The 12,079-nt window shown below is 33.4% G+C and carries 10 protein-coding genes; all 10 read right to left on the bottom strand.

Features of this window, described 5'->3' with window-relative positions; genetic code table 11:
• Positions 1–13: 13 nt before the first annotated feature.
• The 10 genes from ACFO6W_RS17040 to ACFO6W_RS16995 all read right to left on the bottom strand — a co-directional run bounded on the left by ACFO6W_RS17040 (position 14) and on the right by ACFO6W_RS16995 (position 11,911).
• Positions 14–796: a hypothetical protein gene (locus ACFO6W_RS17040; RefSeq protein ID WP_379998598.1), complete on the bottom strand. Its 783-nt coding sequence runs from the start codon at positions 794–796 to the stop codon at positions 14–16.
• A 25-nt stretch (positions 797–821) separates the two neighbouring features.
• Positions 822–1,436, bottom strand: a complete 615-nt coding sequence (locus ACFO6W_RS17035) for a CatB-related O-acetyltransferase (protein ID WP_291107637.1) — start codon at positions 1,434–1,436, stop codon at positions 822–824.
• Positions 1,429–2,700, bottom strand: a complete 1,272-nt coding sequence (locus ACFO6W_RS17030; RefSeq protein ID WP_379998596.1) for a hypothetical protein — start codon at positions 2,698–2,700, stop codon at positions 1,429–1,431. The genes ACFO6W_RS17035 and ACFO6W_RS17030 overlap by 8 nt, the downstream gene beginning before the upstream one ends.
• Complete coding sequence (locus ACFO6W_RS17025; RefSeq protein ID WP_379998673.1) at positions 2,693–4,000, bottom strand: lipopolysaccharide biosynthesis protein; 1,308 nt, start codon at positions 3,998–4,000, stop codon at positions 2,693–2,695. Before ACFO6W_RS17025 ends, ACFO6W_RS17030 begins: the two co-directional genes overlap by 8 nt.
• Before the next feature lie 7 nt (positions 4,001–4,007).
• Positions 4,008–5,192, bottom strand: a complete 1,185-nt coding sequence (locus ACFO6W_RS17020; protein WP_379998594.1) for a hypothetical protein — start codon at positions 5,190–5,192, stop codon at positions 4,008–4,010.
• Between the two features lie 79 nt (positions 5,193–5,271).
• Entirely contained in the window at positions 5,272–6,009 is a 738-nt protein-coding gene (locus ACFO6W_RS17015) for a 3-deoxy-manno-octulosonate cytidylyltransferase (RefSeq protein WP_379998592.1), read from the bottom strand.
• 4 nt (positions 6,010–6,013) lie between these two features.
• Entirely contained in the window at positions 6,014–7,549 is a 1,536-nt protein-coding gene (locus ACFO6W_RS17010) for an aldolase catalytic domain-containing protein (RefSeq protein WP_379998590.1), read from the bottom strand.
• Positions 7,550–7,553: 4 nt separating this feature from the next.
• Positions 7,554–8,624, bottom strand: coding sequence for a Wzz/FepE/Etk N-terminal domain-containing protein (locus ACFO6W_RS17005; protein WP_379998588.1), 1,071 nt, complete (start codon positions 8,622–8,624; stop codon positions 7,554–7,556).
• A gap of 3 nt (positions 8,625–8,627) precedes the next feature.
• Complete coding sequence (locus ACFO6W_RS17000; protein WP_379998586.1) at positions 8,628–11,000, bottom strand: SLBB domain-containing protein; 2,373 nt, start codon at positions 10,998–11,000, stop codon at positions 8,628–8,630.
• Positions 11,001–11,314: 314 nt separating this feature from the next.
• Entirely contained in the window at positions 11,315–11,911 is a 597-nt protein-coding gene (locus tag ACFO6W_RS16995; RefSeq protein WP_379998584.1) for a D-sedoheptulose-7-phosphate isomerase, read from the bottom strand.
• Positions 11,912–12,079 lie beyond the last annotated feature (168 nt).

The raw sequence follows: 12,079 nt of genomic DNA, 5'->3' as shown, positions 1-12,079 counted from the left end.
CTAAGTTATAATATTATGAAATAGTATTTTTTAGTAAAAGTTTCTTTTTTATAAAATTAAACAAACTAGACCAAATACCATTCACTCTATATAATCCCAAGCTATTAAAAATATAGGATGTTCTTTTATTAAGTTTCAACGTCTTTAAATATGATTCTCCTGTAGAAGCCGATAGGCCATTAATATATGGGTAAGGATTAAATGCTCGTACCTTTTCTCTTATAAGGATATCATAATAGATTACCTCTAAATATCTACCATCCGAATCATTTACAAACTTGTATTCTGTCATTAAGTTCTTCTTGAAGAAGCCAACTTGTACCTTAAAAAAGAATGTTCCTACAGTTAGAGCTTTAAAACCTAATCGATAAAAACAATTCTCATTCTTATAACTATTTTTCAATATATCATTAATATTTTCGACGAAAAGCCGTCCTGTCACTTTATAAAAACAGGCTGAGTCATCCTGTAAATATTTGCTATGATTAATTGCATATTCAATACATTCTCCATCTCCAAAGCCTTTTCCTTGCTTGTTTATACAAGTTACATTACCTAAGAAAAATATAAATTCAATCTGTTTTCCATATTCGTCAGCTAAATCCTGACATTCTTCCACGGGAAAATCAGACTTTGTGTTTTCACAAAAAATTATAGTATCGAAATCAGATTCTTTGATATACCTTTTTATGGTATTAAGATATTGATTACGCCTATCCTCTATATTGACTATTTTGGTCATAACCGGAGATGCCAGTTTCGCATTAATACTTCCTGTAAGCAACAATATCCTCATATATTATTTTAGATTAAATCTTATATTATTTTAAAATGGTCTCTTTTATATCCTCTACAGTGGATATTGATTTGTATAAATCATCAATTTTTACTTTGTTAAAATCTATACTATTAAAATCTTGTTGTAAAAGGAATTCAATCACCTCATCTCTAAATCTTTTCCTTAATACTCTAACAGGGTTTCCAACGGCTATTGAATATGGAGGTATATCTTTCGCAACAACGGATCCAGCCCCAATAACAGATCCTTTGCCAATTTTTACACCAGACAGAATGATCGTATAAAGGCCGATCCAAACATCATCTTCGATAATAATAGGTCCTTTTGATATCGCCTCTGCGTCCTGAATATTAAATTTTTTCACTTTAAAAGGATAAGTAGAGAATGTATCTAATCTATGATTACCGCCTAATATGAATTTGACCTCATCAGCTATAGAACAATAACTTCCTATTTTTAAGCCTTCATTGGCTACTCCCCAACTTGAAACGGTGAGATTTCCATAAGTTTCTCGTCCAACTTGAATAAGCTCTGTAGAACATAAACTATTCAGTGTAGTAAAATTATGTCTATTTAATAGACGCCATTTCCTATTATTTCTGAATATCTTCAATCTATTATAGATCTTCTCAATCATGGTTTACAAAATTAACATTTTTCTCAAAGTTCAATAAAATCTCTCTATACTTGTCCTCACCGATACCTAATACATAGTTTAATAGTAAGTTTACTTCTTGTTGAAATTCTGAAAGGGGCTGGGCTTTTAGCCGATCAAGAATTTCTAACATTTGATTTTTTGATGTGAAAATATCATTTAATCCATACATTTTGTCAAAGGCTCCATTATCGTAACGTAAGCAAGGAATTCCTTTAGCTAACACCTCATAATATGCACTTGTATTAACAGCAATAGAAAAATCGAATAACTCATTATCGGCCAATGACATTAAAGTTTGACCATTCTCAATGATTGTTAGATTACTGGCATTAGATACCCGTTTTTTATATCTTTCAATATCCAAAGAGGGGTGCAACTTCAAAAAGAATTCTATTTCTCTAATTTCTCCACATATATTTAATAGTTCGAGATTTGCATTATCATAGATATGTCTAGAGCAAAGCACCAAGCATTTGCGATAAGTATTATTAACCTTAAGATTTATACACTCTGAAGTTTTAGGATATCCTGCTACTAATAATCTTTCCGATGAAATTCCGAATCTATGATATTCATCAACTGTGTATTTTCCCCAACATAAGAGGATGTCTGACTGAAAATTCTCATAACACAAGGCATCAATAGATATATCCTTCTCCAATAAAAAAGTTACTCCATGTTGTAAAGAATATGTTTTAATATTCTTATTGGATAAATATTGAGTAAACAGATTCTCTAAAGGATGAACTCCACTAAATGCTAAGTATTTGGATATATTTGTAAGGTCAACTTTCTGCATATCCTCAATTATATTGGCATAGTGTACAAATCGCGCGGATATTATCATTTTTTGAATAAAACTAAAATTCGTATATTTTAATCTCTTCAATACATCTTTTGTACATTTAAAAATTAAGTTAGGATAAACTCTAATAATTCTATTATATTCCTTTAGGTCATTTATTGATATTTGCTTCTCCAATTTTTCAATAACATTTTGATACAATTCAGTGTGATCATTTCTGTTATATACTCCCATTGTAGACAAAATTGGTCTTTCTGTCTTTATTTTTTTTAAATTCAGAGAAATAAAAAAATAAAATATTCTCTTAAAAGAAAATGATTTCTTATCATTCACAAAAGGCCAAAGTTCAATAGCCATCACCCTATTTAGATTGATGCCTTTATATTGAATATTCAGTTGATCTTTGAGCTGTTTATATTTTTGAAATTTATTATTCATTTTTTTTATTAATAAAGAATAACCATGGTAATTGATAAATTTTCATTGCAAATATAGCGACAAAGAAAAATGTGAGGAAAGATACAACAGCAGATGCTATTGCAACACCGGTAGAATCAATCCACTTAATAAATAAATATGACATCGCAATCTGTAACATACTCAACAGAAACGTTATTGTTCCTAAAAGTTTTGTCCTGAATGTATGATGAAAGTAACATACAAACATTAAGTATCCCCCATAGAAAAATTGCCCGATCATTACATAGGGTAGAAACTTAATGGAATCTGAATATGATATATCATATACATATTTTATAATAAACCAAGATATCCAATATGCAAAGAAAACCAAAACTAATGCTAATATTACGATACTATATGTCAATTTTACTAATTTAACCTTATCTTTCTCCATACCAATATTATTTTTATTATCATCAAAATATGTCAGCTTCTTATATAAGTATGGAGCATAAGCGTTATTAAAGGCAAGAAGCACCATAGTCACAATACTTCCTAATGTCATTGCAACTGAATATAACCCGTTCTCGGTGAGGCTACACATATCAGTCAATAATATTTTATCCACACCGCTTTTCAACCAGAAAGAAAGTGCATGAGGCACCAAGGGTAATGCAAAAAATAATGCATGCGTCATATACTTCTTTGATACCGATAACTCCAAAAATCCCCTTATTTTTAATACATAAAGACTTACTAACCCAAAAACCACAGCAGAAATCAAATAACTGTAAACCCTACCTTGCCATCCCATTAGAAGGACTATCACCAGCAAAATAGTTGATAAAGCACTAAATATAGATTGAGAAATTTGATATTTTCCAAATGATAAAGGTCTTTCCTCACACCGCCACAAAACTAGATTAACATAAGTCAACGAACTGAACCACACCACAATAAGACTAACCAATTGGTATAACAAGGATAACTGCAATGAACCATATATCAAACCGTTAAATATAATCAAAAGAACCGAAACAACTACTGTAATAGCCGTATTAAGTATGATTATATTAGAAACATATAATCGCAGTTCATCTTTATTCAATTTATAGTACATGACAGGTAGTGCAGCTACGGTGCAACTATAACAAAAGACAGATAATATCTGGATTATTACGTTAAAATTTGTAATCACCCCATAATCTTCCGGCAACAGATAATGAGTCAAGAAAGGTAGCAACAGGAACGGAATTGCCTTATTTAAGGCATCTGTAACTATATAAATAGATGTATTTTTAAAAAGAGAAGATTTATATATTCTTTGTAACGACATCATTATCTCAAAGATCTAATTTTAAAAAAACTATATCCGATGCATGTAAATTCAACTTTCTTCTATCTTCCGAGTAAGTCATATAAAGGCCATTGTCAAATTGGCTGACGCTAAAGTAGTGAAATCCATATTCATTCTGGATGGTAAACTTGGTAACTAAATCCAAAGAGGAAAGATTTACTTCACTTATTGTTGCAGAATTCCGAGGAACCACTCCCCATCCAAAATTAACAGGATTACTTATATTATAAACAGTATACAGGTGATTTTTATAAAAAAATATTTCGGGGCGAGAGCCAATACTTTTTGGAATTTCGATTAAATCAGTCCATCGATTGTATAACATCTCATATTTTCCAATAAAACATTTATTATATGCAGAACGCGCAACATAATAAATAACATCATCAACGATCTCTATTTGAGATTCTATGTCAAGAATATCCTTCGGTTGGATTGTTACCACATCCCAAACAATTCCATCTGAAGATTTAAGGAGTATACCTCTTGATGTCCCTGAATATGGCGTAAGTGCCATATATGTATATCCTTTATACTCTATAAAACGGGTTATGATTAGATGGGTTATTCCCTTACCCTGATAACCAAAATCTTTAAGACATTGAGCAACACCATCATCATCTAAATTATAAACTTGTTCCTTCCCATCCACGTTATTATATCTCAACTTCGAAATCTGCAATTCTTCTTTAAACTGCAACTTATTCTTATCAAACTCCCGATAAACAATACTAGTTTTTCCATTGATTAAAGCCTGAAAATAAACTTGTATATTAGTTTCATTAACCCGTAAATTTGGGTCATATAGAGCCCTATTTCCTATCCTGATGTCTTTAAATATAGAATTTGCCTTTATGATAGGCCAACGCAAAAGGGAATCCTTATATTTCTTTCTTATATTTAGTCTGCATAAGACAGGATATATTGTTGTATGAAGGGGATTTTCAATAGATTGGGTTTCGTCACAATAATAAGATATCCAAAAAGTTCCATCATTTAAGAATCTATCGCTGTATAAAAGGGAGCAATGAGCGAGTTTTTCTTTGGTTGTATCAGAAACTACTATACCAACCTGATCGGATATATTAGATACATTAATAATATTTAAATCATCTTCTTTTGTACAAGATAATAAAAATAATACAAGAAAACAATAAATATACCTATTCATTAAAAGCGTTTGATTTATATTCTTGAAAATTACAAACAAATATTCTCATTATATTTTGTTAAATGCTTATATTCTTCTATTAATTCATACCTAGTATTCTTTCAACAGCCAGGATATCTTCCGGATTATCAACTGCAATGGTTGACCCTGTAGTTTCAACCATTTTAATAGGGATATTGAGATCAAAAAAACGAAGTATTTCTATATCTTCAAATTGCTCATAATATGCCTTTTCTGTCTCACTTCCAAAAGCTTTTAATTCTTCGTAACTAAAAGCATAAATACAAACTTGCTTTTTATAAATCGGCTTTATACTCAAGGACTCAGACTTTATACCTGGAATTGCCAATCTGGACATATAAATAAGATTTTTATCCTTATCGGTTAAAACTTTCGGTATATTAATATTTTTAGGATCTTCATCATCCAATACTGAACACATTCCATTTATGACATAGTCGGGATATTTGAGCTTTTCATTAACTATAGACTTTATATCATCCGGGTTTAGCAAAGGCTCATCTCCTTGTATATTCACATATATATCGGCTTCTATCTGCTGAGCAAAATCCCATAATCTATCAGTCCCGGTTAGACATGACTCCGACGTCATTACCACATTAAATCCAAATGAAGTTACACTATCAAAAATGCGTTGATCATCTGTTGCTACATAAGTATTCTCTATACCCAAAGCTTTTGCGGTCAGTTCAGCAACATAGATAATCATAGGCTTACCATTAATTAAAGCTAAAGGTTTACCTGGAAAACGAGATGATTTATACCGGGCGGGAATCACTCCTATTATTTTTTTCATAAAATTAGATTTTTTGATAAATAGATTCTACAATCAAGTCTGTATATAATGATGGTGTTAATGAGGTTAATTTTATGTTACAAGTTTCAGTAAAAACGTTAAATAAATATTCATTCTCATTAGATAATTCTCTTTCTCTTTGAGTCAATCCATTCGGATAACCATCATAACCTACTATATAAATATTCTTAGGCATCATTTGTAAAGCCACTTCCAAGGCTAAAGATGTACAAGAATCTTTGTATAGGTCCGTAAATGTTATAGATTCCAGTTCAAAGGTTCGATCCTCTACACTCAAAGGTACATCTGTACCCATTATACGAGGATAAGGTGGTAAAACACACTTTCTTATAGAACTTATATCGCTATTAAATATTTTTTTTAAACGTTCTCCTTCACTTCCAACCAAACAAAAATATTGTGGCGCTTCTATATTTTTATAATATAATGCATTCCTGGATGTCGCATGTATAATTGCGATATTTGGTCTTGTCTTAATAAATTGAATGATTCCATCTAAATGTTCGACTGAGCCACTTCCACCTCCAATTATCAGGACATCAGAATAGGCTATATCCTTAAAAATAGGATACTTCTTATTATCAATCTGGCACTCTTTCTTATTATCCAAAGCCCTTATTATACTATTAAACGAATAAATTCTATTTCCAACCCATTCCATCACTTCCTTTTGGGGTATAGAATTTGCTCCTGAAATCATATAAGGCAGATTTGTTCCCCATCTGTATCTTTCATGTAATGGACCAAATGTCGTTATTAAAGAACCCATCACATTGAAATCAACAGTGAGGTTATAATATTTCGATAAGTAGGTTAATAATAACTCTGTTTTAAGATTACCGGCTCCCCTTCCCATTCCTAAAATAGTAGAATCTACAAAATCAACCCCTTTTTCTATTGCAGTCAACGTATTTACCAATGCCAATTCTAAATTATTATGCCCATGAAAACCCAATGGAATATCAATTCTCTCTTTTATTCGATCTATAGATTCTGCAACTTCTACTGGTGCTATTCCTCCAAAAGAATCAACCATACATAAAAGGTCAATAGTATCTCGATTTAAATTAAAAAGATTGCTATAAAAATTTTCTATCTGCCCCCATCTAGACATATACATTACATTAAAACCAACCTCGTATCCTTGCAATTTTATCGCTTCTGCTAGTTTTACTGCTCTTTCAATATTTACCGGGTCAACAGCAATTCTTATCATGTCAACTAAGCCTTTTATAGGTTCCGTTAGATGAAAAAGATCTCCAAGTTTTGTATCTTTTTCGTTTAACATTATAGCTAGTTTCTTTTGACTTCTAGATCTTAACCTCTCCAGTTCGTAAATTGGAGAATATGCATATTTTCCCAAATAGGATTTTGAGATATTATTCCTATAACCAACTTCTAAATAATCAATAGGCAATATATTTGCCGCGTGTATATATTGATCAACTAAAGAATTTTCAAAATCCCAATTAGTATAATATCCCCCATCCCGCAAAGTGCAATCTAATATATTAATCATGTTTTCAGTTTATTAAAAAACGTTTCATATCCTCTCTCAGCACCCAAACAATAGCACTAATAGTACCAATAAATATAAATCCCATCAAAATCAACTTCTTCGACGGTTTAGCCGGAAACAAAGGCTCCACCGCCGGCTGTATCACTGTAAATACCGGAGTAGTATCCTGCACTTTTACTTTAGCCATCTGTAATTGCTGAGCCATCTGATTATAAACTGTATATGCTAAACTAGCCTCATTTTGAAGCCTTTCCTGTGTAGTTCTATATTTGGCAGATACAACATTCATATTCCCATCGACATATGCGGCCAGAGTTGCTTGAGTCTTATAATAATCGGCCTTGGACTCCTCATATAACTTTTCTGAATACGCTAAATCTTTCCGTGCTTTCTGAGTCCGGTAATCAATTATATAAGACTGAAGATAAGACGTTACCGTATCGGCTAGATATGCCGAAATCTCAGGGCTTTGCATCATTACCTCAATTGTCGTTACCCCTGTCTTTTTATCAGAGCTTATAGTCAGCCTATCAGTCAAGTTATTTAATATCTTTTGTTCCTCTTCAGATATAATACGGCTATTAGAATTACTATCATTCATATCGATCTTTTCCGATGAAAATAATCCTTTTAGTAATCCGGGCGCCTTTAGGATATAACCCCACCATGCCGCAGACTGGTAATCATTTATATAGCTATATAAAGTTGTATCAATACCCATCTTTGAATCTGTTACCTGTATATCCAGCAGTCCTCTTAAAAAAGGAGTGGAACTGATAACGCTTGGATATAATTCCGGAGAAGCTAAAGCATCCTGACCAGCAGCACTATTCAGGTTTATCCCTGCCAATGCTGCTAATGATCCCATATTTCCGGATGTTGTAGATTTAGACTCCGGAGTTAAAATTACCGTCGTCGTATATTCCTTCGGAATACTAAATGCTACAATAAGACCTATAACCAATCCGACACCTAAGGCCTTTAATATAAACTTCCTATTTGCCCATATTTTATTAGCTAATGCAAGCAAATCTATTTCTTTTTCTTCTGCTATATTGTTTTGCTTCTCTTCCATCCCTTATTTAGTCAATGCATTAATCAATAAAGCTACAACTGAGGCCATCGAAGTTATACTGGTACCAATGCTGATCGTTTCAGCTAAAGTCATTTTTTGCTTCTGTTCTTTGGATGGAACTATTATCGCACAACCCGGCTGAATCACATCTTTACTTGAGCCTTTAACCTTTGCTACCGTACCATTCATATAAACAATATAAGCCCTTTTCTTCTGAGCAACATCGTTATAACCTCCCGCCTGATCGATATAATATGAAACCTTTTCTCCTTTTTTATATAATACAGTATTCGGATACATGACAGATCCATTAATCTTCACGGTATTATCATATTCCGGTATCAGCAACATATCTCCGAGCTGTAATACCAGGTCATATTCAGATCTAGGATTTGCAATTGCTTTATCTAACTCAATTCCTATAGTATAATACTTATCGATTTCCATTAAATCGCTGGAGATAGAATCTTTTGCTCCGCTTTCGGAAAGCATTTTTAAGGATTTTCTCTGATTTTCTATTTCTCTCTGGGACTTTTCCCTCACCAATTTTGCTCCCCGGGAATAAGCATGCGGAGTCAGATCCCCTGCTCGTTTTATCACATCGGAAACTCTCTCGGTCTTTTCTTTAAGGGCATATGTCCCGGGAAACAATACTTCCCCCTGAAGCACGATATTACGCTGTTCAATATATCCCGGACTTCTACGCACATACACCTGGTCATATGGCATCAAAGTAAAATTAGATACTCCATCCGCAATTAAACCATCTTTTATACTAAAAGTAAATGTTTCTGCAATCACAGATTGACTTTCTGTACTCATGGGATCTACTATTCTACGGGCAACATCAACTTTAGCCATAGATGCTGACCCTAATAATCCTCCAGCCCGGACTATAAGATCTTCAATTGTTGTATTATCTGCATATTTATATGAACCTGGATTCGAAACATTTCCATATATAGCAAAGTTTCCTAAATCAGTAACAACATCTTTCGTTGCTACAAATAAAACATCATTTTTCCTTAAGACTATATCGCTGACAGTACCTTTAAGAAGCGAACTTAAGTTAATTGATAAATTCTCTATTGTTAAATCAGCCTTTTCCCGCGTCAATATAGCCCTGCTTAAAAACGCATCATCTTTGAGGCCACCGGCTTTTTCTATCAAATCCTTCACAGTCTTTATGTCTTTACCAATCTCATAGTAACCAGACCGATAAACAGCGCCTTGTACTTCCACTCTGTTTTCATACAGATTTAATCCGGCATGAATTGTAACTTGATCACCATCATCAAGGATAAAATTTTTAAAATTATCAGATGCCAATGTAAACACTTTATCGTAACCTCCGGTTTTCCGTACTAATCCAGCCTCATCCCGGTATGCATCACCTACAAAACCTCCCGAATACTTAATTAAATCTGCTAATGTTTCCTGCGAAGTCATTTCATAATACATCGGACGCTTCACCTTACCTGTTATTTCAACCAGTGATATATATGGCGGAACAATAATAATATCCCCATCATTTAACCGTATATCACCACTCGAATCACCATCCAACAGATATTTATATATATCGATAGTTTTAATCAATTTACCCTTACGGTATAATTGAATTAACCTTAATGAACCTATTTCATTTATACCTCCGGCATTATATAACGCATGAAAAACAGACGACAATGAAGACATGGAATAAGTACCTGGAACTGATACTTCACCCATTATATTTATTTGGATCGTACGTATTTGCCCTAAAGTAAGTTTTATCTGTGAAGCACCTTCATAATCACCTATCCCTGAATATAGCCCGGAAAACTTTTGCTGAACATAATCATTTGCTTCTTTTATCGTCATTCCATTTAAATAAACAGGCCCCAGTCTATCAACCCTTATACTTCCTTCCGGGGATATAGTCTGCCTCACAGATGCTTGGGATGCGCCCCAAATATCAATCACGACCTCGTCCCCAGGGCCGAGTTTATAATCTTCCGGGGTGGGAATATTAACATTCGGGGTAAAAGATAAATTTTTCTTATTAAATATATCCTTTCCAAATATCCGTCGCTTATTATCAACGGCAGGTTCATTGGCCATTGTCTCATCTAATACATCCGTCCTTAATTTTGAACCGTCATCTATAACTCCCGGAGCAACTTTTAACCTCGTTTGGTTCTGCTCGTCTTTTATCCTCTCTAATTGGGCTTGAGATACACCTCTTTTTAAGAGTCCAGCCGCTATTGTTTGTTGTGACGTACCCTTATCCATTTCGGACTTGACATAACTGATCACCTGATCATCTGACATTTGAGCAAAAAGGGAACAAATCGAAATCAAAAAAGTAAATAAATAAAGAATAAGTCTTTTCATATATTTGAGTTAATTTTTCCGGAAATTTATGATTCTCCAATTCTAAATTGAGCTATATAATTATCGTCGTTTTAAAAAAAATTTTGTATAAGGTAGCCCTATGTCACCTAAACCTAAAAGGATATTGATTCCAATCCGGTCAAATAAATCCAGAGCACACAAAATCAGGAATTTACCACAACCACAATCAGCCGGACCCCCTCCTGTTTTTTTTGCGTTACAAATGTAGGCATTTTTTAGCTGAAAGCAAGCATATTATCGACAAACATTTCGCCTTCCGGTAAACACCCTAAATCTGATTAATTCCAGAATAATTATTTATTATTTAAATATCCGAACAGTTCCTCTTCCACAATACAACAAATTATATGGCCGATAAGTATGTGCGATTCTTGTATCCGCGGAGTCTCATCCGAAGGGACTTTTAAGCAGATATCGCAAATCTCCGACACCCGCCCTCCTCTTTTACCTGTAAGAATAACAGACTTAATGCCTTTCTCCTTACAAGCCATTAATGCTCTCACTATATTCTCCGAGTTACCGGAGGTAGTAATTCCAATAAAAACGTCTGCAGCCTGAGCATGAGCCTGCACCTGACGTTCAAACAACCGGTCAAAACCATAATCGTTGCCTATAGCCGTCAATATAGAAGTATCCGTAGAAAGAGCAATAGAAGGTATACCCGGCCTGTCGAAATAAAATCTACTTACAAATTCCCCTGCAATATGCTGGGCATCGGCTGCACTTCCTCCATTTCCGGCCAACAGGGTTTTTCCACCTTGTTTATAGGCATCCGTTATCATTCCGGCCGCATCCTGAATATTTTTCAGCAAAGTAATATCGGTTAGTATCGCCTCTTTCACGGAAATTGAATTCTCTATCTGACCAATAATAATATCTTTAGTGTCCATTGTTTACTTTTTTCACAAAATTAATGCTTTTATATTAATCTACGGTTTTTTCATCCATACTCTTTTTTCAAATCTTGTTATCAGATGCAAACACTTACAAATTTTCTTAAATACTGAGCACAACCGAAATAGACAGACCTAAGAATAAAATTTCAGTTTTAACTACAA

The organism is Dysgonomonas termitidis (assembly GCF_042654545.1).
Taxonomy (GTDB): domain Bacteria; phylum Bacteroidota; class Bacteroidia; order Bacteroidales; family Dysgonomonadaceae; genus Dysgonomonas; species Dysgonomonas termitidis.
The sequence above is the reverse complement of the archived record's forward strand: the minus strand, read 5'-3'. Positions and strand labels throughout refer to the sequence as shown.

Excerpts from the sequence above, each read along its gene's own strand:
- ACFO6W_RS17010 (WP_379998590.1), bottom strand. The coding sequence starts at position 7,549 with ATGATTAATATATTAGATTGCACTTTGCGGGATGGGGGATATTATACT.
- ACFO6W_RS17040 (WP_379998598.1), bottom strand. The coding sequence starts at position 796 with ATGAGGATATTGTTGCTTACAGGAAGTATTAATGCGAAACTGGCATCT.
- ACFO6W_RS17005 (WP_379998588.1), bottom strand. The coding sequence starts at position 8,624 with ATGGAAGAGAAGCAAAACAATATAGCAGAAGAAAAAGAAATAGATTTG.
- ACFO6W_RS17030 (WP_379998596.1), bottom strand. The coding sequence starts at position 2,700 with ATGAATAATAAATTTCAAAAATATAAACAGCTCAAAGATCAACTGAAT.
- ACFO6W_RS17035 (WP_291107637.1), bottom strand. The coding sequence starts at position 1,436 with ATGATTGAGAAGATCTATAATAGATTGAAGATATTCAGAAATAATAGG.
- ACFO6W_RS17025 (WP_379998673.1), bottom strand. The coding sequence starts at position 4,000 with ATGTCGTTACAAAGAATATATAAATCTTCTCTTTTTAAAAATACATCT.
- ACFO6W_RS17020 (WP_379998594.1), bottom strand. The coding sequence starts at position 5,192 with ATGAATAGGTATATTTATTGTTTTCTTGTATTATTTTTATTATCTTGT.
- ACFO6W_RS17015 (WP_379998592.1), bottom strand. The coding sequence starts at position 6,009 with ATGAAAAAAATAATAGGAGTGATTCCCGCCCGGTATAAATCATCTCGT.
- ACFO6W_RS16995 (WP_379998584.1), bottom strand. The coding sequence starts at position 11,911 with ATGGACACTAAAGATATTATTATTGGTCAGATAGAGAATTCAATTTCC.
- ACFO6W_RS17000 (WP_379998586.1), bottom strand. The coding sequence starts at position 11,000 with ATGAAAAGACTTATTCTTTATTTATTTACTTTTTTGATTTCGATTTGT.